The organism is Aminobacter sp. MSH1, from assembly GCF_003071665.1.
Classification (GTDB): domain Bacteria; phylum Pseudomonadota; class Alphaproteobacteria; order Rhizobiales; family Rhizobiaceae; genus Aminobacter; species Aminobacter niigataensis.
This window is the reverse complement of record NZ_CP026265.1, coordinates 3,294,963-3,316,685: the sequence shown is the minus strand read 5'-3', so window position 1 is coordinate 3,316,685 and position 21,723 is coordinate 3,294,963. Positions and strand designations below refer to the sequence as shown.

Sequence of the window (21,723 nt, the reverse complement as noted above, 5' to 3'; positions counted from 1 at the left end):
ATTCCATTCTATGCCCTTGCGGCAAGATCAAGTTGCCGCGCGCGTTTTCCGCGGAAATACGACCGTACCCATGGTTCTTCGCTCTTCAGCATGTCCGCGATCGTGCCTTCGACCAGCACCTTCTTGTTGCCGAGCACGGCGACCCGGTCGCAAACCGAAAACAGGCTGTCGAGATCGTGCGTCACCATGTAGACGGTCAGGCCCATCGTATCGCGCATCTTGGCGACCAGCTCGTCGAACTCGGCGGCACCGATGGGATCGAGACCGGATGTCGGCTCGTCGAGAAAGACGATATCGGGGTCCAGTGCCAGTGCCCGCGCCAGTGCGGCGCGTTTGATCATGCCACCGGAAAGCTCGGACGGATATTTGCTCGCGGCATCCGGCGGCAGGCCGACCAGTTCGACCTTCAGCATGGCAAGCTCATTCATCAGCTTTCTCGGCAGGTCGAGATATTCGCGCATCGGCACCTGGACGTTCTCAAGCACGGTCAGCGCCGAAAACAGCGCGCCGTGCTGGAACAACACGCCGAGCCGCATGTCGATCCTGAGCCGTTCTTCCTCGCTCGCGGTCTCGAGATCGACGCCGAACAGATTGATCGTGCCGGAGCGCTTGCGGATCAGGCCGAGTATGGTCCGCAACAGCACCGATTTGCCCGAACCGGACGCACCGACGAAGCCGAGGATTTCGCCGCGTTTGATGTCCAGGTCGAGCTTGTCGAGGATCACCTTCTCTTCGAAGGCAACCGTCAGGTCCCGCACCGACAGCAAGACCTCGCCCCGGCCATTCAGGCTCTGGCCTTCCGATTGAATGGTCTTTGTCCGGCTGGCCATGTCAGAAATTGATCGCTGCGTAGAACATGGCGAACAGGCCATCGAGGATGATGACGACGAAGATGGCCTTGACCACCGACGCGGTGACGTGGCGCCCGAGCGATTCCGCACTGCCGCCGACTTTCATGCCTTCGACGGAAGCGATGGTGCCGATGATGATGGCCATGAACGGCGCCTTGATCAAACCGGCAAATATAGTGCTGAGGTCGATCGCCACCCGCAGGCGGTCGATGAAGGCTGCCGGCGGAATGTCCGAGTAGAACCATGCGGTGGCCATGCCGCCGCCAAGGGCCGCGAAATTGGCAAGGATCGAAAGGCACGGCAGCGCAATCACCAGCGCCACCAATCGCGGAAACACCAGCACGCCGATTGGGTTGAGGCCGATGACGGTCAGCGCATCGACCTCCTCGCGCATCTTCATCGAGCCGATTTCCGCAGTGATCGCGCTGCCCGAGCGGCCGGCGATCATGATCGCCGTCATCAGCACGCCGAGTTCGCGCAGCACCAGCACGCCGATCAGGTCGACGACGAAGATATCGGCGCCGAAATAGCTGAGCTGGAACGCGCCCTGCTGGGCGACGATGGCGCCGACGATGCCCGACATCAGCAGCACGACCGGGATCGCGCCGACGCCCATGCGGTCGATCTGGCTGAAGATGGCCGCAGGGTTGACGGCATGACCGCGCCCGAGCTTCATCTGGGCGCCGCGGATGGTCGCGCCCAGGATGTTCATCGAGGACAGGAAATCGTCGCGCATCTCGTAGACACGCCGGCCCATCGCCTCGAGCATGCGGATAAGAATGTTGGGCTGGACCTCAGCAGCCGAATCGCCGTCGCGCCGCACGGCCTCGCCAACGGCATCGAGCAGGACGTTGGCCGCTTCGCTGCGGCCTTCCATCTTGACCTCGACACCTCTTTTCTCGTTGGCGAAAACCAGCCTGTCGATGACCCAGGCGCCGGCGGTGTCCATCTTTTCGATGCCGGACAGATCGAGCGCCAATGCTACAAATCCCTTGCGGGCTTCGAGCGTGCGCATTTCGGCGTCGACAAGGGCTACGGTGCGGGTGGTCCAGATGCCGGTGAAGACGCAAGCGAGCACGCCTTCGCGCTCCGCCACAGCAACCTGCGGTCGGTGATCTCGGCCGTCGGCTGCCCCGCCGCTTGCTTCCCGTTTGCCGATGGTCAACATGGCACCCTACTTAACGTGTCGGCTGCTGCCTGTCGATTTTCGTAACCCTGACAAGCAGTTGAACGGAGCAGATTTTCATGGTGCGTGTCCTTTCGGTCGAAGATGAGCGCTTCCCCATCGCCGGAACGTTCACGATCTCGCGTGGTTCCAAGACCGAAGCCGAGGTCATCACCTGCACAATCGCCGAATCAGGCTTCATCGGCCGGGGCGAATGCGTGCCCTACAAGCGCTATGGCGAGACCATGGCAGGCGTCCGCGAGGCAATCGAGCAGGCACGGCGGGCGGTCGAGGAAGGCGCCTCCCGCACCGATCTGCTCGGCCTGATGGAGGCAGGTGCCGCCCGCAACGCCATCGACTGTGCCCTATGGGACCTCGAGGCAAAGACGAGCGGCATCGCTGTTGCCTCAAGGCTCGGCCTGGCCTCGCCCCGCGCGCTTGAGACCGCGTACACGCTTTCCCTCGGCGAGCCCGACGCGATGGCGGCGCAGGCACGAGCCAACGCCATGCGCCCGTTGCTCAAGGTCAAGATCGGCGGCGACCGCGACATTGCCCGCATCCGCGCGGTGACCGAAGCCGCACCTCAAAGCCGCATCATCCTCGACGCCAACGAAGGCTGGACGGACGCCAATATCTCCGAAAACCTAGCTGCAGCCGCGGAACTGGGCATCGCACTGATCGAACAGCCACTGCCCGCCGGTGCTGACCAGATCCTAGCCCGAATTGCGCATCCGGTACCGATCTGCGCCGACGAAAGCGTCCATAGTGCTGGAGATCTCGACCGGCTCGAGGGCCTCTATGACGCCGTCAACATCAAGCTCGACAAATCGGGGGGCCTGACGGCGGCGATCGAACTGCGCGACCGGGCCCGCGCGCTCGGTTTCCAGGTGATGGTCGGCTGCATGGTCGGCACCTCGCTCGCCATGGCGCCAGCCGTGCTGCTTGCCCAGGATGCCGATTTCGTCGATCTCGATGGCGCGCTGCTGCTGGCGCGCGACCGCTCGCCGGGGCTTATCTACGAGGGCTCAATGGTGTCTCCGCCCCGGTCCGCGCTCTGGGGCTGAGCGCGAAGCCAGCACCACTAGGACGATGGCGCAAGCCGCTACGCCGGCCATGAAAAAGAAGCCATTGACGCCAAAGCGCTCGTAGAGCGGACCGGAAAGCAGCGTCACGATCGCCATCGACATGCCGTTGGTGAAGTAGGCGACGCCTTGTGCCGCACCGGTGCGCTCTTCGGGAACCGTTTCGGCGATCAGCTTCTGCACACCGATCAGCACCAGGGCGGTCGATACGGCGTGCAAGGTCTGGACTGCAAAGAAGCCCGGCACGCCAAGTCCGAGCGGCCAGATCAGGGGATATGCAACCCAGCGGACGATCGCGCCGGCGCCGGCAAGCACGAGCACCAGCGCAGTCGATCTGGAACCGAACAGCCGGGTGAAGAACATGAACATGACGATCTCTGCCGCCACTCCCCAGCTCCACAGCAATCCGACGATGGTTTCGTTGATACCGAGGGACTTCCAGTAGATCGACACGAAACCGTAGAGAAAGCCGTGACTGCCGATGATGACGCCGGTGCCGCCGGCCATCAGCAGAAAATAGCGGTTTAAGAGCTTCGGCGCCTGTTGCATGTCGGTTGCCGATAGCGGGGAAGCCCGCCTCGGCCTGCCCAGGCGGGGCGTGATGAACGAAATCAGGAAACAGCCGAGCAGTCCGATCGAAATGATTGCCGGAACCGCATCGGCGCCTGTCCATGACAGGATGAACCCTGCGCCCAGGCTGCCGGCGAGAAAGGCGATCGAGCCCCAGATACGCATCGCCGCATAATCGGAGCCGTAGCGGCGAACGCCAGACAGCGCCAGCGAATCGGCAATCGGCGAATGTGGCGTCCAGACCACCGCAAGCGCCAGCGAGACGGCCAGGACGATGAGATAGGCCGGCTCGAGGAAATAGCCGAGCGAAAGCAGGAGTGCCGATGCAGCAAGGAAGATGAAGACGTTGGCGCGGTCCTTGGCCCGGTCGGCCATCGCCGCGATCAACGGGGTGGTGATGACGCGCAGGAACATCGGCGCCGAAAGGATGATGGCGATCTGTTCGGGATCGAACCCCTTGGCTTCGAGCCAGAGCGGGAAATACGGCAGGTGCACGCCCATCGGCACGAACAGGGCCGCGAAAAGCAGCGATATGCGCAGCTCGAAGCGCTGCGGCTTGACCTGCTGTTCTGGCGTGAGAGGCGGAAGTGTCATGGCAGGTATGCGGTCCGGGTGCAGACCCGAACCTAGCAAGCCTCACCGATTTGCCTGATCCAATACCATGGCTATCCGGGAGGCGAAAGCGGCCCGGTTCGCCATGCCGCCCTGGGGTTGGGCCACGCCGATTGGTCCTTGTCGGCCCAGCCGCGTTGTCGTTCGGGCATCCGCAGGGCGATCATGGACGCCGAGACGCCACGCCCGCTCGTGGACCGGTTGCGTTGGCTCGATCATGGGCGCATGGCCTGGCCCTTCCCGCCGGTTGCGGGAAGCATGTCTTGAATGACACATGTGTGTTGTTCCGTTCAGGCAGCCTTGTCGACGCGCTGGTCGACGACCATCGGCACGAAGGGCTCGTTCACCAACTGCCCTGCCAGCACATGCGGCCAGCGCAGGATGACGAAGGTGCCGTCGAAATTCTCGGCAACGGCCGTGCAGTTTTCCACCCAGTCGCCAGTGTTGATGTACTGGATGCCGTCGAAATTCTCGATCGCCGGGTGGTGAATGTGGCCGCAGATGACGCCATCGACCTCGGAACGCCTGGCCTCTTCGGTCAGCACGTCCTGGAAGGCGCCGATGAAGTTCACCGCCTTCTTGACCTTGACCTTGGCCCAGGACGAGAACGACCAGTAGGGCATGCCGAAAGTGCGGCGGAAGCGCGCCACGAGCCGGTTCGTCGCCATGGCCGCGTCGTAGGCGAAGTCGCCGAGATAGGCGAGCCAGCGCGCATTCTGCACCACGGCATCGAACTGGTCGCCATGGATCACCAGGAAGCGCTTGCCATCGGCGGCTTCATGGATGGCGCGGTCGGCGACGACGATGCCGCCGAAATGCACGCCCTGGAACATGCGGGCGAACTCGTCATGGTTGCCGGCGATGTAGGTGATAGCAGTGCCCTTGCGTGCCTGGCGCAGCAGTTTCTGCACCACATCGTTGTGGGTCTGCGGCCAATGCCAGGAGCGGCGCAGGCGCCAGCCATCGACGATGTCGCCGACCAGGAAGATGGACTCCGCTTCGTGATGTCGCAGGAAGTCGATCAGATAGTCGGCCTTCGCACCCTTCGAGCCCAGATGGACATCGGAGATGAAGAGCGTTCGGAAACTGCGTGTGCTGGTGCCTGACATGGCATTTCACCCGTTGCTGTCGCGCTGGCTATGCCCAGATTCATGCAACAGACGTATGACGGTTGCAGTCGCATGCCGGCAGTCCTAGGGTGGCGCATCACCTACAGGAGACGGACTCATGGATCTCGGCATACGGGGCAAGAAGGCTATCGTCTGCGCGTCAAGCCGCGGACTCGGCAAGGGATGCGCCATCGCATTGGCCGAAGCCGGATGCAAACTCTTCCTCAACGGCCGCGATGCAGGCGCGCTCAGCCGCACCGCGACGGAAATCCGCCAGCGCTTCGGCGTGACCGTCACCGAAATCGCCGGCGACGTGTCCGATCCCGAGGTGCAGAAGGCGCTGCTCGCCGCCTGCCCGTCTCCCGACATCCTGGTCAACAACAATGGCGGCCCGCCCTATCGCGATTTTCGCGAACTCGACCGCGCAAAGATCCTCGAAGGGGTGACCAACAACATGGTCACGCCGATCGAACTGATCAAAGCGGTGATCGACGGCATGGCTGAACGCGGTTTCGGCCGGATCATCAACATCACCTCGCTGTCGGTCTACACGCCGATTCCCGGCCTCGACCTTTCCTCGGGCGCACGCGCCGGCCTCACGGCATTTCTGGCGGGCGTGGCGCGCACCGTGGCGAACCGCAACGTCACCATCAACAACATGTTGCCGGGCAAGCTCGACACCGACCGCCTGCGCGGCCCGCACGAACCGGGCAGCGTCGAGGATCCTGTTCAGGGAGCTGCACGCCGCGCCCGGCTGAGCGCCGAAGTGCCGGCCGGCAGGCTTGGCACGCCAGAAGAATTCGGCCAGATTTGCGCCTTCCTGTGCTCGGTTCACGCCGGATACATGACCGGCCAGAACATTCCCGTCGACGGCGGACTGTATGTCAGCTCGTTCTGACCCCCGGAGAAGCTGACTCAGCATCTCAACACCTGGCGCCAAGCCGCTGGAATAATTTCCGTTCCAGCGCATGAAAGTGCTTCAACGCCGTTTTGGCATTGACACCTCGAAATATGCGGCCGTCGTGCTAAGAACGGCCTTTGATGCGGATTCTAAAGGAGTTAGAGATGGCCGGGGACAACAAGAAGAAGGAAGCGCTCTCCGATCTCGATCAGGCCGCGCTCTTTTTCCACAAGCACCCCGTCCCGGGAAAGCTCGAAATCCAGGCGACCAAGCCGCTCGGCAACCAGCGCGATCTGGCGCTTGCCTACTCCCCCGGCGTCGCAGCACCGTGCCTTGCCATCAGGGACGACCCCGAGACCGCCGCCGACTACACCGGCCGCGCCAATCTGGTGGCCGTCATCTCCAACGGCACGGCGGTCCTCGGCCTCGGCAATATCGGCCCGCTGGCGTCGAAGCCGGTGATGGAGGGCAAGGCCGTCCTGTTCAAGAAATTTGCCGGCATCGACGTCTTCGACATCGAGATCGACGCTCCCGAGATCGACCAGATGGTCAACACCATCTCGGCGCTCGAGCCGACCTTCGGCGGCATCAACCTCGAGGACATCAAGGCACCCGAATGCTTCGACGTCGAGGAACGCCTGAAAGCGAAGATGCGCATTCCGGTCTTCCACGACGACCAACACGGCACGGCAATCATCGTCGCAGCGGCGGTGCTCAACGGCCTGGAACTCGCCGGCAAGAAGATCGAGGACGTCAAGATCGTGACGTCAGGCGCAGGTGCAGCCGCCCTCGCCTGTCTCAACCTGCTGGTGTCGCTCGGCGCACTGGTCGAGAACATCTGGGTCACCGACCGCTTCGGCGTCGCCCACAAGGGCCGCACCGAGGAAATGGACCGCTGGAAGGATCCTTACGTCAAGGACACCAATGCCCGCGTGCTGGCCGACGTCATCGGCGGCGCCGACGTGTTCCTCGGCCTGTCCGCCGCCGGCGTGCTGAAGCCGGAATTGCTCAGCCAGATGGCCGAAAAGCCGCTGATCCTTGCGCTTGCCAACCCCAAACCCGAGATCATGCCTGAGGAGGCACGCGCCGCACGGCCGGACGCCATGATCTGCACCGGCCGTTCGGACTTCCCGAACCAGGTCAACAACGTGCTGTGCTTCCCCTACATCTTCCGCGGCGCGCTCGACTGCGGCGCAAGCGCAATCAACGAAGAGATGAAGATGGCCGCCGTGCGCGCGATCGCCGCCCTTGCACGCGAGGAGCCGTCGGATGTAGCCGCGCGCGCCTATTCCGGCGAGACGCCGACCTTCGGCCCCGACTTCCTGATCCCCTCGCCCTTCGATCCCCGGCTGATCCTGCGCATTGCGCCTGCCGTCGCCAAGGCCGCCTGCGACACCGGCGTGGCCACTCGCCCGATCACCGATTTCACCGCCTATGTCGAAAAACTCAGCCGCTTCGTCTTCCGCTCCGGGCTGGTGATGAAGCCGATCTTCTCCAACGCCAAGCAGGCAACGGCCAATCGGGTGATCTATGCCGACGGCGAGGACGAGCGCGTGCTGCGCGCCGCCCAGGTGGTGCTGGAGGAAAGCCTTGCCAAGCCGATCCTGATCGGCCGTCCGCATGTCATCGAGGTCCGCCTCAAGCGCTACGGCCTCCGCATTCGGCCAGGCGTCGACTTCGAGGTCATCAATCCCGAGGACGATCCGCGCTATCGCCACTATGTCGACCACCTGATCGATCTCGGCGGCCGCCAGGGCATTACGCCAGAGGCTGCACGCACCATGGTACGCACCAACAATACGGTCATTGCGTCCATTGCACTGAAGCGTGGCGATGCAGACGCGATGATCTGCGGGCTGGAAGGTCGTTTCGAACGTCACCTGCGCAACGTCACGCTGATCGTCGGCGCTCGGGACGGCGTCAAGGACCGCGACCTGTCGGCGCTTTCCATGCTGATCTCGCAGCGCGGCGTCCTGTTCTTCACCGACACCTATGTGACGGTCGACCCGAGCGCCGAAGAGATCGCCGAGATGACGATGCTTGCGGCCGACGAGATCCGCCGTTTCGGCATCGAGCCGAAAGCAGCCCTGCTGTCGCACTCCAATTTCGGCTCACGCGATTCGCAAAGTGCGCAGAAGATGCGGCAGGCAGCCGCGATCCTGAAGCGCATCGCACCGGAACTCGCCAGCGACGGCGAAATGCACGGCGATTCCGCGCTGTCGGAAGTGCTGCGCCAGCGCGTCTACCCGCACTCGACGCTCAAGGGCGAAGCCAACCTTCTGGTCTTCCCCAATCTCGACGCCGCCAACATCGCGCTGACCACGGTCAAGACGATGCTGGACGCACTGCATGTCGGCCCGATCCTGCTCGGCACCGCCCAGCCGGCCCACATTTTGACGCCGTCCGTCACCTCGCGCGGCATCGTCAACATGACGGCTCTTGCGGTGGTCGAGGCCTCGCAGCGGGCGCATGCCGCCAGCTGAAGGTTCGCCGTTTCCAAACAAACGGTTAACCTCGCTGGCGCTAGGTTGAGTCGATCCTTCCAGGGAGCGGCATGTTCGGGCGCGGCACGACGACAAGGGCAATGAGGTGGCCGGCGAATGCGCTGGCTGCCGCCTTGTCGATGATCGTTACCTCAGCCGCCTTGGCCGCTTCGCCGCAATGTCTTCAGCTCGAGGTGGAACTGGCCCGCCTGCCCGACCAGCCCGGCGGCAGCTTCGTCCAGTCGGACGAATTCGCCGTCGCCGCAAACACCCAGCGCGACCAGATCGATCTGGCCCGTATCAGAGCAGCCGACCTCGGCTGCGGACGGGCCATTGCACCCGACATGGTGGCTGCTTGCGCCGACCTCAATGCCCGAATCGCCAGGATGGAAGACAATCTCGGCAAGCTGGAAAGCAGGCCGGCGATGCGCCCCAACCGGTTTGCCCGCGCCGAGCGGATCCGCATCCTCGACGCACTCGAACGGGCTCGTTGCTACGACCAGCCCGGCGAAGAGGAAGACGCGACCCTCAGCGCCGAACCAGGCGCGGACGAGGCCGGGGTCACGATCATTCGCGGCGGCAGCTCCGAAAGCCTTGATGCCGACGAGCGCTACCCGCAGCGCATCGTGATCGGCCGCAACCAGCAACAAGGAACGGGTGAATACCGTACGCTCTGCGTGCGGACCTGCGACGGCTACTTCTTCCCGATGTCGAATGCCGCCGAATTGTCGGATTTCCAGCGCGACGAGAAAAACTGCGAAGCGAGTTGCCCGGGCACCGACATCGAGCTGTTTTATCACCTCAATACCGGCCAGCCTGGGGAAACCATGGTTTCCGCACACTCCGGCCAGCCTTACGACAATCTGGAGACCGCCTATCGCTACAAGCGGGTGGATTTGCCACGCGTGCCGGCGTGCGGCTGCAATGTCAGCCTGGACAGTAACTTTTCCGTCGTCGCCGGCGAAGGACGCGCCGTGCCCAAGGCCGCCAAACCCGCCCAAGAATACGAGGCGCCGCTCCCGATCACGCCCAGAGCGCCGCCTGACCCGGACCGAAAGGTCAGGGCCGTCGGGCCAGCGTTCCTTCCCGCCCCACCAGCGGCAACAGATCTGCGAGTTCCGGGCCCGACTCCAGCCCGGTAAGGGCAAGCCGCAGTGGCATGAAGAGCGCCTTGCCCTTGCGGCCGGTCGCCTTCTTCACCTTGGCCGTCCAGTCCTTCCAGACATTGCCGTCCCATGGCTCTTCCGGCAGCAGGTCGAATGCCTGTCCGACGAACTCGCGATCCTCGTCGGCGATCTCAGCTGCCGGCTGCGGCCCCTCGCGCAGGATCTTCCACCAGGAGACAGCATCAGACAGCCGGTCGAGATTGCCGCGCACGGCCATCCAGAACGCTTCGGCATGTTGGCCGCTGACGCCGAGCACCATCAGGCGGTCGCGCACCTCGTCGAACGACATGTGGTGCAGGAGCGACCGATTGAGCACGAGCAACTCATCGGGATCGAACTTGGAAGCCGACTTGGAGGTCGCGGCCGGATCGAATTTCTCGGCGAGTTCGGCAAGACTCGGCACCGCCGTGACATTCTCCGACGTGCCGACAAGCACGGCGAGCGAGGCAACCGACATCGGCTCGATGCCGCTGTCGCGCAGGCTTTCGATCGACAGCGCACCGGTGCGCTTGGACAGCCCCTCGCCCGACGCCGTGGTCAGCAGGTTGTGGTGGCCGAATGCCGGCGGCTCGGCGCCCAGCGCGCGGAAGATCGCAATCTGAACGCCGGTGTTGGTGACGTGATCGTCACCACGAATGACGTGGGTGATCTCCATTTCGATGTCGTCGACCACCGACGGCAGCGTGTAGAGATAAGTGCCGTCCTCGCGCACCAGCACCGGATCGGAGAGCGACGCCAGGTCGACGGTCTCTTCGCCGCGCACGATGTCGTTCCAGTGGATTTCGGTGCGCTCGGTCTCGAACGGGTCTGAGGCGAAATTGGGCAGCAGGAAGCGCCAGTGCGGCTTGCGCCCGTCATGCTCATAGGATGCGCGTTCGGCATCGGTAAGTTTCAGCGCCTCGCGCCCGTAGACTGGCGGCAAACCGCGCGTGCGCCGTACCTTGCGGCGCAGATCGAGCTCTTCCGTCGTTTCGTAGCAGGGATAGAGCACGCCGGCCGCCTTGAGCCTGTCGACAGCCGCATCATAGCTGGCGAAACGGCGCGACTGGTATTCGGTCTGGTCGGGAAAGATGCCGAGCCAGTGCAAATCGTAGAGGATCGAATCTGCGAATTCCTGGCGCGAGCGCTCGACATCGGTATCGTCGAAGCGCTGGACGAAACGCCCCTTGTGCTTGAGCGCGAACAGCCAATTGAACAGGGCCGTGCGCGCATTGCCGATGTGGATGCGTCCGGTGGGCGAAGGTGCGAAGCGAACTGTAACTGTCATGATCGGGGCGTAGCGGAAGGCTTTTGCATTGACAAGACGGCGCCCCCGCACCTCTGTTTCAGAGATAATGCAAGATTGCCCCGAATGGAAGCTGACCAATGGGGCTACATCTGTTTGCCAACGAAGTAAGGGCCGCGATCATCTCGCGGCCCTTTCAAGATCAGACCAGGCCTTTCGTCAACTCCAGCGCCTGGCGTTCGAACAGCCGGCGGTAGATGCCGCCGTCGAGGCGAACCAGTGCCTCGTGCCTGCCCTCCTCGACGATCTCGCCCCGATCGAAGACGAGCAGCCGGTCAAGCGCCCGCACCGTCGACAGCCGATGCGCGATGACCAGCGTCGTGCGTCCGACCATCAACCGCTCCATCGCCTCCTGGATCAGCACCTCCGACTCCGAATCGAGGCTGGACGTCGCCTCATCGAGAATCAGGACCGGTGCATCCGCCAGGAATGCCCGTGCGATTGCCACACGCTGGCGTTCGCCGCCCGACAGCTTGACGCCGCGTTCGCCGACCAGCGTGCCATAGCCCTTGGGCAGGCGCTGGATGAAATCATGCGCGCTGGCGAGTTTCGCCGCGTGTTCGATCTCGGCCTGCGTCGCGCCGGGCCGGGCATAGGCGATGTTCTCGGCCAGCGACCGGTGGAACAGGATCGGCTCCTGCTGGACGATCGCCAGTTGCGACCGCAGCGAGGACTGCGTCGTATTGGCGATATCCTGCCCGTCGATCACGATCCGGCCGCTGCCAACGTCGTACAGACGTTGGATCAGCTTGACGAACGTCGTCTTGCCCGAACCCGAGTGACCGACAAGGCCGACACGTTCGCCCGGCTTGATCGACACCGAGAAGTCCCGGTACAGCGGCAGCGCGTGGGTGCCGTAGTGGAACGTCACGTTCTCGAACTCGATGCCGCCGTCGCGGATCTGGATCGGCCTGGCGCCGGGCCGGTCGGCGACGCCGAGCGGCTGGCCCTGGATGTCGACCAGTTCCTCCATGTCGTTGACCGAGCGCTGCAGGTTGCGGATGTGCATGCCAACGTCGCGCAGATAACCCTGCAGCAGGAAGAACGAGGTCAGCACGAAGGCGATGTCGCCAGCACTGGCCTGCCCGCCGGCCCACAGCATCAACGCAAAGCCGATGATCGCGGCGCGCAGCAGAACCAGGGTGACGTTCTGCGACGTGCCGTTGATCGTGCCACGCATCCAGGTCCTCGCCGTGCGGTGGCGCCACTTGGCGATCACCTTGGCGAGCCGGCCTTCCTCGCGCTCTTCTGCGCCGAACGCCTTGACCACCGAGTTGCAGCTGACGGCATCGGCGAGCGAGCCGCCAAGCCGCGTGTCCCAGCTGTTGGCAAGGCTTGCGGCAGGAGCGACGAAGCCGAGCGACATCACCACCGTCTGCGCGATGAAGATCAGCGAGCCTGCGGCGATGATCAGGCCCATCATCGGCCAGTGCCAACCCAGCAGGATGGTCGATCCCAGCAGCATCACGATGGACGGCAGCAGTGCCACCAGCAGCGTGTCGTTGAGCAGGTCGAGCGCCCACATGCCGCGCGTCACCTTGCGCACCGTTGAGCCGGCGAAGCTGTTGGCATGCCAGTCAGTCGAAAAGCGCTGGACGCGGTGGAATGCGTCGTGAGCGATGTCCGACATCATCTTGAGCGTCAGCTCGATGATGCCGGCAAACGCGATGTGGCGGAATACCAGCGAACCCGAGGCCAGCGCCAGCAGCGTGAAGAACGCCGCCAAGGCCGCATCCCACGCCACCGCGTCGGTCGCGGCACCGCTGGCAACGGCGTCGATCAGCCGGCCCGAATAGAGCGGCGTCAGCACGTCGGCCATCGTCGAAACGAGCACGGCAGCCGAGATGAGGACAAGCCGCACCGGTTGGTGCTTCCAGTGCCTGAAAGTGAATCCCAGAACGCTGCGGAAGGCGCCGCCGCGCAGGTCGATACGAAAACGAGCCATGATGTCATCGAGGCGCCGAAAACCGACGCCATCCCAATAGAATGAAGTGCAAAAGGCGCGACGAATAATTCTTATGGAATCAGGAAGTCGCGGTACGGCGGCGTCGGGAACAAAAGACGCCGAGGGCGGTTCGCGAGGTCAACGACCTCGGTTCGAACCTCGGGAGGACATGTCATGTTCTGGCATTCAGACCTCCCTGTTAGTGGCCGCGAAGGAGTTGCTTATAGCCGAGCATCGTTGCTTCGCCAAGTCCCGGTCTGGACCGAAGCCTGTTGTGCCAGAACAGGGGCTGAAATCGGTCCCCACTTGCGCAACAGATAAGTACATGCTTATCTCAAATTCATGAACGAATCTGACGTATTCCGCGCCCTGTCCGATCCCACCCGCCGTGCCGTTCTCGATCGGCTGACCGCGGGAGAGAAAAACGCGACGGAGTTGCGCGAAGGGCTGGAGATTTCGCAGCCGGCGATTTCGCAGCACATCGCCGTGCTGCGCGGCGCCGGGCTGATCAAGGAAGCGCGTGCCGGCAGGCATGTGAACTACAGCGTCAACCCCGACGGTCTGCGGCCGCTCTTCGACTGGCTCACCCGCTATCGCGGCTTCTGGCCGGATCGCGTCGAGCGACTGAAGACGCTGCTCAAGGAGATGGACCAATGACGGACACCCAGAGGCAGGAATCGAACGAGGACACCATCGTCGTTGAATGCGAGTTGGAAGCCACGCCGGAAAAGGTCTGGCGCGCGCTGACGGTGCCGGAATTCGTCGCAACCTGGCTCGACGTGCCGGCGGCGGACAAGGTCACCGCGGACACGACCGGCCCCGCCTATCGCATCATCGAGGCCCTACCCTTCTCGCGCGTACGTTACGCCTGGAACGATGCCACGGTGAGCGAGCCCGAGACCTACGTCACCTTCGATCTCGAAGCACAACCGGACGGCGGCACACGGTTCCGGCTCACCCATAGCGTCGACCCCGTGAGAACCATCGCTGCGCCGGCGAATTCAAACAGCCCGCCCCTGATGCGCGCAGCCGCCTAAGTTCAAAAAACTCCATCGATGAAAGGAATTTCGCGCATGCGCGACACGATGCAACTCGTCCCTATGGTCGTCGAACAGTCGCCCCGCGGCGAACGCTCCTTCGACATCTTTTCCCGACTGCTGCGCGAGCGGATCGTTTTCCTCAACGGCGAGGTCGACGATAATTCGGCGTCGCTCATCTGCGCGCAGTTGCTGTTCCTCGAGTCGGAAAACCCGAACCGCGAAATCTCGTTCTACATCAACTCGCCCGGCGGCGTGGTGACCAGCGGCTTTGCCATCTACGACACGATGCAGTTCATCCGCTGCCCTGTTTCAACGCTCTGCATGGGCACGGCCGGCTCGATGGGCTCGTTCCTGCTGATGGCCGGCGCACCCGGCCGGCGCATCGCGCTTCCCAATGCAAGCGTGATCCTGCACCAGCCCTCCGGCGGCTTCCGCGGCCAGGCCTCCGACATCGAACGCCATGCCGAGGACATTCTCAAGCTCAAGCGGCGCATGACCAGACTCTACGCAGAACATTGCGGACGCACGGAGGAGGAAGTGACACGCGTGCTCGACCGCGACTTTTTCTTCACGGCGGAAGAAGCCAGGGATTGGGGCATCGTCGACCACGTCTATGACCGCCGCGAAATCGTGGAAGGCATTTCCGGGAAGTAGCTGGTTACACTGAGGCCGCAGCAGGCGCAGCCTGGACATGGCTCCGCGCGCGAACTCGGCGCGAAGCCAGCAACAGGACGAATGAAACGGCGAAGCAGTAAAAACCCATCGCCAAGATCTGGCCGGGATAGCTCACGCCGCCGTCGATCAGGAATCCGGTCAAACCCGGTCCGATTGCAGAGGCGAGCACCCCGGCGGCCACGATCAGTGCCCTGATCGAACCGAGGTGCTTCAGGCCGTAGACCTCGGACCACACGGCGCCGAACAGCGTCGTCGACAAGCCGTTCGAAACGCCGAGCAGCGCCATGAAGCCGAAGGCACTCCACTGCGCTTCGACGAGGCCCAGCAACAGGCAGGCGAACCCCAGCGGCAGCAACACGAAAGGCAGCAGCGACACGCCGGAAAAGCGGTCGATGAGTTGGCCGACCACCAGCGTGAATGCGGTATTGACCACCGCCGTCACCAGATAGGACGAAGCGAAGACCTCGAGCGACCAGCCCCGCAGCTCCACCAGATAGACCTGGTGAAAGAACAGGGTCGTCACGATCAGCCCCGGTGCCATGACACCAAGCAGCAACACGTAGAAGATCGGATCGCGGACGACCTCGGCGCGCGTCCAGTCGCGCGCATCTACCCGGCGCGCCACGGGGTCCGACGAGCGCGGCTTTCGGTCGGTGGCAACCAGCAACGCGATGGCCGGCACGGCGACAAGGGCCAGCGCTGCTGCCGAAAGCAGCCAGCCGTTGCGCCAACCAACCGCAGCGGAGATCAGCACAAACCCCATCGGCAGGAAGGCGTCGCCGGCGTTGTGGCCGAGAATGACGGTCGAAAGCGCTCGTCCCCTTTGCGCCGAAAACCAGCGCGCGGTCGCCGTGTAGGCGGCATGCACCATCATGCCCTGGCCAAACAGGCGCAGCAGATAGATCGCCACGAACAACATCACGAGGTGCTGCGACAGCGCCATCGACGCGCTCGCGAGCGCCAGCATCGGTACGATGAACAGCGCCACGTTCCGCACGCTGTGGCGGTCGACGATCTGGCCGAGATACGGCAGACTCAAGGCGCTGGCCAGTGTTGCGAACATGTAGAGCGTGCCGAATTCGCCATGCGACAGCCCGTAGTCGCGGCGGATGTCGCCGGCCGACAGCGCGACGAACGATGTCATGCCGAAAGTCGAAAAGAAGGTGAGCAAAAAACCGCCGGCCAGCCAGCGCGGGTTGTCTCGGACGAAGGCTATGTAAGTCACGTGCTCAGTCTATTCGTGAGTGGCCGGCTGCCGCGCCAGGCGCATGTACATGCCGTCTGTCGAGGTTACGAAGCCGAATTTTTCGTAGAGGCTGTGCGCGTCTGAAGTCCGCAGCGAAAACCCGGTCACGCTGGCAAGTTCGGGATGATCGAGAAGAGCCTGCACCAGTTTCTTGCCGATGCCGAGGCCCCGCCGGTCGGGCCAGACGATGACATCGGCGACATAGGCGAAGCAGGCATAGTCGGTGACGACGCGCGCGAACCCCACCTGCTCGCCATCGGCATAGGCGCCCAGGCACAGCGAGTTGGCAAAGGCCCGGCGATGAATCTCGTCAGTTCGGCCTTCGCCCCAGTAGCTCGCCTTGATGACCTCGGAGGTCTTGTCGAAGTCGATGCGCGATGCATCGAAACTGATCTCGACCTCAGCCATGACCCCCTCCGGTCTTCTGGTGGTTTTCAATTCACGTTCAGTGGCTTACCCGCGATCCCTGAATCGATTTGTGATCGGGTAGCGCCGGTCGCGGCCAAAGTTCTTCTTGGTGATCTTCACGCCGGGTGCCGCCTGCCGCCGCTTGTATTCGGCGATGTAGAGCAGGTGTTCGATGCGGTGGACAGTGTCGCGGTCGTGGCCGCGCGCCACGATCTCGTCGACCCCCATCTCGTTCTCGACCAGGCACTCCAGGATGTCGTCGAGCACGGGATAGGGTGGCAGCGAATCCTGGTCGGTCTGGTTGGGACGCAGCTCCGCGGAAGGCGCCTTGTCGATGATATTCTCAGGGATGACGATGCCCGAAGGCCCGAGCGCGCCCGGCGGCACCTGGCTGTTGCGCCAGCGCGACAGCGCATAGACCTGCATCTTGTAGAGGTCCTTGATCGGATTGAAACCGCCGTTCATGTCGCCATACAGCGTGGCATAGCCGACCGACATCTCGCTCTTGTTGCCCGTCGTCACCACCATCGAGCCGAACTTGTTGGACACGGCCATCAGGATGGTACCGCGGGCGCGGCTCTGCAGGTTTTCCTCGGTGATGCCTTCCTTGGTGCCTTCGAAAAGCTGCGTCAGCGCGTGCGAAAACCCGTCGACCGGCTCGTGGATCGGCACGATGTCATAACGGCAGCCGAGCGCCCGCGCGCAGTCCTCGGCGTCCTTCAGCGAATCGCTCGAGGTGTAGCGGTAAGGCATCATGATCGCCCGCAGACGCTCCTCGCCGAGCGCATCGACGGCGAGCGCCGCACAGATCGCCGAATCGATGCCGCCCGACAGGCCGAGCACGACGTTCTTGAACCCGTTCTTGTTGACGTAGTCGCGCAGGCCCAGCATGCAGGCGCGATAATCGGCCTCTTCCCGTTCGGGGATCTTCGACATCGGGCCTTCGACGCAGGCCCAGCCTTCGTCGCCACGCCGCCACAGCGTCATAGCCACCGTCTCTTCGAACTGGCTCATCTGGAACGCCAGCGAATGGTCGGCATTGATGGCAAAGGAAGCGCCGTCGAACACCAGTTCGTCCTGCCCCCCGAGTTGATTGGCGTAGAGCAGCGGCAGGCCGCTCTCGATCACCTGGCGGATCGCCACCTGGTGGCGCACATCCATCTTGGCGCGGTAGTAGGGCGAGCCGTTCGGCACGAGCAGGATCTCGGCACCGCTTTCGGCCAGCGTCTCGCAGACACCGAGTTCGCCCCAGATGTCCTCGCAGATCGGGATGCCCAGGCGCACGCCGCGGAAATTGACCGGCCCGGGCATGTCGGGACCGGCCTGGAAAACGCGCTTCTCGTCGAATTCGCCGTAGTTGGGCAGATCCACCTTGAAACGCTCGGCAATGACCTTGCCGCCATCTGCGACGATGATCGCATTATGCACGCCGCTCTTGCGCTTGAGCGGCACCCCGATGATGACTCCGGGGCCGTTGTCGGCGGTGTCCTTGGCGAAATCCTCGGCCGCACGCTCGCAAGCCGCGAGGAAGGCCGGCTTGAGCACCAGGTCTTCCGGCGGATAACCAGCCAGGAACAGTTCGGTGAACAGCACGAGATCGGCACCCTGGCGCGCCGCATCGGCGCGTGCCTCGCGCGCCTTGGCGAGATTGCCTGCGATGTCGCCTACCGTCGGGTTGAGCTGGGCAACAGCGATGCGGAGGACGTCGGGGATCGATTTTTTCGTCATGTCAGCGATTTAGCCTGCGTATCGGTGGGGGGCAATGGCGATCGATTGGACCATCATTCGCCCATATAGGAGCGGAGTTCGTCGGCCGAGTGGTTGACCCCGATCGACATCGACAGGATGCGCGAGATATGCGCTCGCGGCAGCTTGGTCGCCGCCGCCCATTCGTTGATCTGGGCCTGCACCTTGGCCAAATCCTTCTTCGACGTCGCCGCTTCGCCGATATCGAGACCCGCATCCCGCAGCGCCAGGATCATATCCTGCGACAGGATGAACGTGTCCCAGCCCAGCCAGCGCAACAGGTACCGCCCGGTGTTGCCGCCGAGACGGCTGCCGTGCTTGCCAAGATAGGCGGTGAGCCCGACCTGGTCGTCGGCAGGCCAGGCAGCCAGGAACTTGCCGAAACCGCCATGCTCCTTCGATACGTGCTCGACGAAGGCCGCATTGTCGCGCACCGAACGGATTTTCTGTGGATTGCGCACGATGCGCTTGTCCAAAGCCAGATCGTGCCAGAAATCGTCGGGCTGGAACAACAGCCGCTTCGGCTCGAAGCCCAGGAAGGCTTCCTCGAATCCGGGCCATTTCTGTTCGATGACCCGCCACACGAAACCGGCGGCGAAGACCCGCTCGGCCATGGTGGCGAGGATGCGGTCGTCAGTGATTTTGGCGAGTGCTGCATTGTCGGCGGCCGGGCCAAGCAATGATTTGAGCACCGCCTCGCCGCCCTTGCGTTCGGCAGCCCGCGCCATGATCTTGGCAAAGTTCATCGTTGTTTCCTCCTCGCCCGGATTCTGGCGCCGCCTGCGAATATCTTCTTATATGGATTTGCGGCTGCCAAGCAGGCGCCTTCACCGTGCCGTCACCCACAAGGCCGAAATCGAAATCATGGCTCTGCACGAAAAGCTCATCCGTTTCCGGGAGATCATCATCCTGCGCGTCCGGAGCCGCACAGTCGCCAACCCTGTCCGGCGCATTGCTGCTCCCGCCACAGGCGAGCCGCCTGCTCCATGATCGACACGCTCCATAACCTCGTCGAACGCTTCGGGCTGTTGGCAGTGTTCATCGGCTGCATGGCCGAAGGTGAAAGCGTTGCCATCCTCGGCGGCTTCTTTGCCCATCAGCAGGCGTTTTCACCGTGGCAGGCCTTTGCCACGGCGTCGGCCGGCGCCTTTTTCGGCGACACGGTGTTTTTCGTACTGGGACGCCGTTTCTCGAACCACAAGTGGGTACGATTGCTGCGGCGACGGCCGGGCTTCAACCACGCCTACCGGATGGTGCAGTCCCATCCGAATCTCTTTGTTCTGGCCAACCGCTATATCTACGGCATGCGGCTGGCCGGCGGCATCGCCGCCGGACTGTCGCGCATTCCCGTTGTCGTCTTCCTTGCGTTGAACGCGCTGTCCGCGCTGGTCTGGGCAGCGCTGTTCGTCAGTCTGGGATATGTCTTCGGCCTCGGTGCCGAACACATCATCGGCGATGCACTCAAAGGACACCAGCGCCTGCTGATCGGGCTTGCCATCGGCGTGGCAGTGGCCGTCGCCGCCTGGCTGCTCGCCCGTCATGTCGCGAAAAAGGAGCCGCACGAATAGGCTTCAGCCGATACCGAGCTCGCGGTCGCCGCGATCCAGGATCAGTGGAACGATCAGGTCTTCCTCATCGTCGAGATGCCGGGTCAGCATGGCCACCAGCCGCGCATTCTCGTCGGCATAGGCATCCGCCGCAAAGCGCTGCCTGTCTTCGCTTTCCTTGAGCGCACGAAGAAAGGCGCTTGCCGTCTCCGCATTGCGTTCCAATGCCTCGTGGATCAGGTGATGGTCGGCGTCGAGGATCTCGAAGCCGCGCTTCAGGCGTTTCTCGGCATTGGCGAAAACAGGGAAATAGTGGTGATCCTCGACATTGTGGTGGCCGTCGAGATTGCCGAGAAAGTAGTTGAGGCGTGGTGCGAACCAGCGCGCAAAGCCCTGCGCATCCAGCCTGCCCTCGCGATAGTCGCCGATGCCGCCGGTCAGCGTACCGCCCAGTTCGCGGAACATGTCGTGGCGCTGTAGCCACATCGACGCCATGCCGTGCACGTTGTCGTGGGCCTGCCAATCCTCCCGCGGGTACTTTTCGACCAGCCAGCGCAGATCATCCGGCAAGCCTGCGCGCGTTTCGAGATGATGGATATCTGCCGCATCAGCCATGTCGGTCTCCTTTGGTAACCGAAATATGGGTATGCTTTCCTCAGATCGGAAGGCCGAGCACGCGCTCGACAATCGCGAAGGTCCAGACGCCGAGCACGATCACGATCGAGATCAGTACGGCGAGCGAACCGCAGTCCTTGGCAAGCTGGATGTCGATGTTGAACTCGCGGCTGACAGCATCGCAAGCGGCTTCGATGCCGGTGTTGAGCACCTCGACGGTGATCAGGAAAAGAATCGAGCCGATCAGCAGCGCATAGCCGCTCCAGGTCGCGGCCACGAACCAGCCGAGCGGCAGTGCTGCGACCAGCAACATGATCTCCTGCTGGAATGCCGCTTCGGTGCGGATCAACCGCGAGAACGCCCGCACCGAATTCTGGAAAGCCTTGACCAGCCGATCCATGAAATGCCCTTTCAGCTCAATCGAAGGGGCATCATTTAGCCGCTCGGCGATCAGTCGAACAGATAGGAATCGTTGGCAAAGAAGCCATGATCGACCGAATCGTGCACGCGACGCCCTTTTGCGCCCTCGCCTGCCGCCCCATAGGCAAAGAAGATCGGCATCAGATGCTCGTCCGTCGGATGGTTCTCCGACGGATACGGTGCCTTTTGCTTCCAATGCAGGATCGCATCGGTGTCGCCCGACACAAGCTTTTCGGCGAACCAATCGGTGAAGGCCTTTACCTTGCCGGCCAGCACCGGGTCGGCCTCAGCACCGTGCCTCAGCGTCGAGAAATAGGCGCGCAGATTGTGGGTGACGTGACCCGAGCCAATCAGCAGCACACCTTCTTCACGCAACGGTGCCAGCGCCTTGCCGATGGCATAGTGCCAGGCTGCGTTACGGTTCGGATCGATAGACACCTGCACGATCGGAATGTCGGCATCGGGGAAGGCAAGTTTCATCGGAGTCCAGGTGCCGTGGTCATAGCCGCGCTTCTCATAGGTGTGCGGTTTCAGACCGGCAGCCTCGAGCATGCCGAAAACCTTCGTCGCCAGTGCCGGTTCGCCCGCGGCGGGATAGACCATCTTGTAGAGTTCCGGGGCAAAGCCGCCGAAGTCATAGATCATGCCGGGCTTGGGATCGGTCACCACCGCGACACCGTCGGTCTCGAAATGCGCCGAAACGACGACGATCGCCTTCGGCTTCGGCATCAGGTCCGAGACGGTTTCGAGATAATGGCGCGCCGGCGTGTCGGCCAAAACGATGTCCGGGCCGCCATGCGAGATGAAGAGTGTGGGCAACGAGTTCATTTTCTTTCTCCTTGCTCCAGATATACGCC

Annotated in this window: 22 protein-coding genes; 9 read left to right on the top strand and 13 right to left on the bottom strand. The window is 63.2% G+C overall.

Annotated elements, in window-relative coordinates; genetic code table 11:
* Positions 1 to 8: 8 nt before the first annotated feature.
* Both CO731_RS16485 and CO731_RS16480 read right to left on the bottom strand, forming a co-directional pair.
* Positions 9 to 830, bottom strand: a complete 822-nt coding sequence (locus CO731_RS16485) for an ABC transporter ATP-binding protein (protein ID WP_108607944.1) — start codon at positions 828 to 830, stop codon at positions 9 to 11.
* A 1-nt stretch (position 831) separates the two neighbouring features.
* Positions 832 to 2,019, bottom strand: a complete 1,188-nt coding sequence (locus CO731_RS16480) for an ABC transporter permease (RefSeq protein ID WP_108607943.1) — start codon at positions 2,017 to 2,019, stop codon at positions 832 to 834.
* A 77-nt stretch (positions 2,020 to 2,096) separates the two neighbouring features.
* Here CO731_RS16480 and dgcA point away from each other — a divergent pair, with 77 nt between their 5' ends.
* Complete coding sequence (gene dgcA / locus CO731_RS16475; protein ID WP_108607942.1) at positions 2,097 to 3,080, top strand: N-acetyl-D-Glu racemase DgcA; 984 nt, start codon at positions 2,097 to 2,099, stop codon at positions 3,078 to 3,080.
* Here the strand turns inward: dgcA and CO731_RS16470 are convergent.
* Entirely contained in the window at positions 3,042 to 4,262 is a 1,221-nt protein-coding gene (locus tag CO731_RS16470; RefSeq protein ID WP_108607941.1) for an MFS transporter, read from the bottom strand. The genes dgcA and CO731_RS16470 overlap by 39 nt on opposite strands.
* Before the next feature lie 308 nt (positions 4,263 to 4,570).
* Complete coding sequence (locus CO731_RS16465; protein ID WP_108607940.1) at positions 4,571 to 5,389, bottom strand: UDP-2,3-diacylglucosamine diphosphatase; 819 nt, start codon at positions 5,387 to 5,389, stop codon at positions 4,571 to 4,573.
* A 118-nt stretch (positions 5,390 to 5,507) separates the two neighbouring features.
* On the opposite strand from CO731_RS16465, the gene CO731_RS16460 reads away from it, so the two are divergent.
* The 3 genes from CO731_RS16460 (at position 5,508) to CO731_RS16450 (ending at position 9,915) form a co-directional block, all read left to right on the top strand.
* Entirely contained in the window at positions 5,508 to 6,287 is a 780-nt protein-coding gene (locus CO731_RS16460) for an SDR family oxidoreductase (RefSeq protein ID WP_108607939.1), read from the top strand.
* A 167-nt stretch (positions 6,288 to 6,454) separates the two neighbouring features.
* Positions 6,455 to 8,773, top strand: coding sequence for an NADP-dependent malic enzyme (locus tag CO731_RS16455; RefSeq protein WP_108607938.1), 2,319 nt, complete (start codon positions 6,455 to 6,457; stop codon positions 8,771 to 8,773).
* Between the two features lie 140 nt (positions 8,774 to 8,913).
* On the top strand, positions 8,914 to 9,915 hold the full coding sequence (locus CO731_RS16450) for a DUF2865 domain-containing protein (RefSeq protein WP_245439885.1): 1,002 nt from the start codon (positions 8,914 to 8,916) through the stop codon (positions 9,913 to 9,915).
* Here CO731_RS16450 and gltX read toward each other — a convergent pair.
* Both gltX and CO731_RS16440 read right to left on the bottom strand, forming a co-directional pair.
* Positions 9,833 to 11,206 carry a glutamate--tRNA ligase gene (gene gltX, locus CO731_RS16445; protein WP_108609877.1) on the bottom strand — a complete coding sequence of 458 codons (1,374 nt, stop codon included), beginning with the start codon at positions 11,204 to 11,206 and terminating at the stop codon, positions 9,833 to 9,835. The genes CO731_RS16450 and gltX overlap by 83 nt on opposite strands.
* Before the next feature lie 160 nt (positions 11,207 to 11,366).
* A complete protein-coding gene (locus CO731_RS16440; RefSeq protein ID WP_108607936.1) occupies positions 11,367 to 13,169 on the bottom strand; it encodes an ABC transporter ATP-binding protein in 1,803 nt (600 codons plus the stop codon).
* 342 nt (positions 13,170 to 13,511) lie between these two features.
* Between CO731_RS16440 and CO731_RS16435 the strand changes: the two genes are divergently transcribed.
* The 3 genes from CO731_RS16435 to CO731_RS16425 are packed head-to-tail and all read left to right on the top strand — an operon-like array spanning position 13,512 to position 14,863.
* Positions 13,512 to 13,826, top strand: coding sequence for a metalloregulator ArsR/SmtB family transcription factor (locus CO731_RS16435; protein WP_108607935.1), 315 nt, complete (start codon positions 13,512 to 13,514; stop codon positions 13,824 to 13,826).
* Positions 13,823 to 14,206 carry an SRPBCC domain-containing protein gene (locus CO731_RS16430; protein WP_108607934.1) on the top strand — a complete coding sequence of 128 codons (384 nt, stop codon included), beginning with the start codon at positions 13,823 to 13,825 and terminating at the stop codon, positions 14,204 to 14,206. Before CO731_RS16435 ends, CO731_RS16430 begins: the two co-directional genes overlap by 4 nt.
* A 36-nt stretch (positions 14,207 to 14,242) precedes the next feature.
* On the top strand, positions 14,243 to 14,863 hold the full coding sequence (locus tag CO731_RS16425; RefSeq protein WP_108607933.1) for an ATP-dependent Clp protease proteolytic subunit: 621 nt from the start codon (positions 14,243 to 14,245) through the stop codon (positions 14,861 to 14,863).
* A 4-nt stretch (positions 14,864 to 14,867) separates the two neighbouring features.
* Here the strand turns inward: CO731_RS16425 and CO731_RS16420 are convergent, their stop codons facing one another.
* From CO731_RS16420 to CO731_RS16405, 4 genes are read right to left on the bottom strand one after another with little or no spacing between them, the layout of a single operon-like run.
* Complete coding sequence (locus tag CO731_RS16420; RefSeq protein WP_108607932.1) at positions 14,868 to 16,109, bottom strand: MFS transporter; 1,242 nt, start codon at positions 16,107 to 16,109, stop codon at positions 14,868 to 14,870.
* A 9-nt stretch (positions 16,110 to 16,118) separates the two neighbouring features.
* The gene (locus CO731_RS16415; RefSeq protein WP_108607931.1) at positions 16,119 to 16,538 is read right to left on the bottom strand and encodes a GNAT family N-acetyltransferase; all 420 of its coding nucleotides are present in this window, start codon (positions 16,536 to 16,538) and stop codon (positions 16,119 to 16,121) included.
* Between the two features lie 45 nt (positions 16,539 to 16,583).
* Positions 16,584 to 18,266 (bottom strand): NAD+ synthase, encoded by a 1,683-nt coding sequence (locus CO731_RS16410; protein WP_108607930.1) that lies wholly within the window; start codon positions 18,264 to 18,266, stop codon positions 16,584 to 16,586.
* A 53-nt stretch (positions 18,267 to 18,319) separates the two neighbouring features.
* Positions 18,320 to 19,030: a DNA-3-methyladenine glycosylase I gene (locus CO731_RS16405; RefSeq protein WP_108607929.1), complete on the bottom strand. Its 711-nt coding sequence runs from the start codon at positions 19,028 to 19,030 to the stop codon at positions 18,320 to 18,322.
* Between CO731_RS16405 and CO731_RS16400 the strand changes: the two genes are divergently transcribed.
* Positions 19,017 to 19,274 (top strand): hypothetical protein, encoded by a 258-nt coding sequence (locus tag CO731_RS16400; protein WP_159091649.1) that lies wholly within the window; start codon positions 19,017 to 19,019, stop codon positions 19,272 to 19,274. The two genes, CO731_RS16405 and CO731_RS16400, sit on opposite strands and share 14 nt — an antisense overlap.
* Positions 19,271 to 19,852: a DedA family protein gene (locus tag CO731_RS16395; RefSeq protein WP_108607927.1), complete on the top strand. Its 582-nt coding sequence runs from the start codon at positions 19,271 to 19,273 to the stop codon at positions 19,850 to 19,852. The genes CO731_RS16400 and CO731_RS16395 overlap by 4 nt, the downstream gene beginning before the upstream one ends.
* Before the next feature lie 3 nt (positions 19,853 to 19,855).
* Here CO731_RS16395 and CO731_RS16390 read toward each other — a convergent pair whose 3' ends face one another.
* Genes CO731_RS16390 through CO731_RS16380 form a run of 3 tightly spaced genes read right to left on the bottom strand, consistent with a single transcriptional unit; the run spans position 19,856 to position 21,694 of the window.
* A complete protein-coding gene (locus CO731_RS16390) occupies positions 19,856 to 20,446 on the bottom strand; it encodes a hemerythrin domain-containing protein (protein ID WP_108607926.1) in 591 nt (196 codons plus the stop codon).
* A gap of 40 nt (positions 20,447 to 20,486) precedes the next feature.
* Entirely contained in the window at positions 20,487 to 20,846 is a 360-nt protein-coding gene (locus CO731_RS16385) for a diacylglycerol kinase (protein ID WP_108607925.1), read from the bottom strand.
* A 50-nt stretch (positions 20,847 to 20,896) separates the two neighbouring features.
* The gene (locus CO731_RS16380) at positions 20,897 to 21,694 is read right to left on the bottom strand and encodes a class III extradiol ring-cleavage dioxygenase (RefSeq protein WP_108607924.1); all 798 of its coding nucleotides are present in this window, start codon (positions 21,692 to 21,694) and stop codon (positions 20,897 to 20,899) included.
* Positions 21,695 to 21,723: the final 29 nt, after the last annotated feature.

Bases quoted from the DNA above. Each gene is read 5' to 3' on its own strand.
- CO731_RS16485 (WP_108607944.1), bottom strand. From the start codon at position 830: ATGGCCAGCCGGACAAAGACCATTCAATCGGAAGGCCAGAGCCTGAAT.
- CO731_RS16480 (WP_108607943.1), bottom strand. From the start codon at position 2,019: ATGTTGACCATCGGCAAACGGGAAGCAAGCGGCGGGGCAGCCGACGGC.
- dgcA (WP_108607942.1), top strand. From the start codon at position 2,097: ATGGTGCGTGTCCTTTCGGTCGAAGATGAGCGCTTCCCCATCGCCGGA.
- CO731_RS16470 (WP_108607941.1), bottom strand. From the start codon at position 4,262: ATGACACTTCCGCCTCTCACGCCAGAACAGCAGGTCAAGCCGCAGCGC.
- CO731_RS16465 (WP_108607940.1), bottom strand. From the start codon at position 5,389: ATGTCAGGCACCAGCACACGCAGTTTCCGAACGCTCTTCATCTCCGAT.
- CO731_RS16460 (WP_108607939.1), top strand. From the start codon at position 5,508: ATGGATCTCGGCATACGGGGCAAGAAGGCTATCGTCTGCGCGTCAAGC.
- CO731_RS16455 (WP_108607938.1), top strand. From the start codon at position 6,455: ATGGCCGGGGACAACAAGAAGAAGGAAGCGCTCTCCGATCTCGATCAG.
- CO731_RS16450 (WP_245439885.1), top strand. From the start codon at position 8,914: ATGATCGTTACCTCAGCCGCCTTGGCCGCTTCGCCGCAATGTCTTCAG.
- gltX (WP_108609877.1), bottom strand. From the start codon at position 11,206: ATGACAGTTACAGTTCGCTTCGCACCTTCGCCCACCGGACGCATCCAC.
- CO731_RS16440 (WP_108607936.1), bottom strand. From the start codon at position 13,169: ATGGCTCGTTTTCGTATCGACCTGCGCGGCGGCGCCTTCCGCAGCGTT.
- CO731_RS16435 (WP_108607935.1), top strand. From the start codon at position 13,512: ATGAACGAATCTGACGTATTCCGCGCCCTGTCCGATCCCACCCGCCGT.
- CO731_RS16430 (WP_108607934.1), top strand. From the start codon at position 13,823: ATGACGGACACCCAGAGGCAGGAATCGAACGAGGACACCATCGTCGTT.
- CO731_RS16425 (WP_108607933.1), top strand. From the start codon at position 14,243: ATGCGCGACACGATGCAACTCGTCCCTATGGTCGTCGAACAGTCGCCC.
- CO731_RS16415 (WP_108607931.1), bottom strand. From the start codon at position 16,538: ATGGCTGAGGTCGAGATCAGTTTCGATGCATCGCGCATCGACTTCGAC.
- CO731_RS16410 (WP_108607930.1), bottom strand. From the start codon at position 18,266: ATGACGAAAAAATCGATCCCCGACGTCCTCCGCATCGCTGTTGCCCAG.
- CO731_RS16405 (WP_108607929.1), bottom strand. From the start codon at position 19,030: ATGAACTTTGCCAAGATCATGGCGCGGGCTGCCGAACGCAAGGGCGGC.
- CO731_RS16395 (WP_108607927.1), top strand. From the start codon at position 19,271: ATGATCGACACGCTCCATAACCTCGTCGAACGCTTCGGGCTGTTGGCA.
- CO731_RS16390 (WP_108607926.1), bottom strand. From the start codon at position 20,446: ATGGCTGATGCGGCAGATATCCATCATCTCGAAACGCGCGCAGGCTTG.
- CO731_RS16385 (WP_108607925.1), bottom strand. From the start codon at position 20,846: ATGGATCGGCTGGTCAAGGCTTTCCAGAATTCGGTGCGGGCGTTCTCG.
- CO731_RS16380 (WP_108607924.1), bottom strand. From the start codon at position 21,694: ATGAACTCGTTGCCCACACTCTTCATCTCGCATGGCGGCCCGGACATC.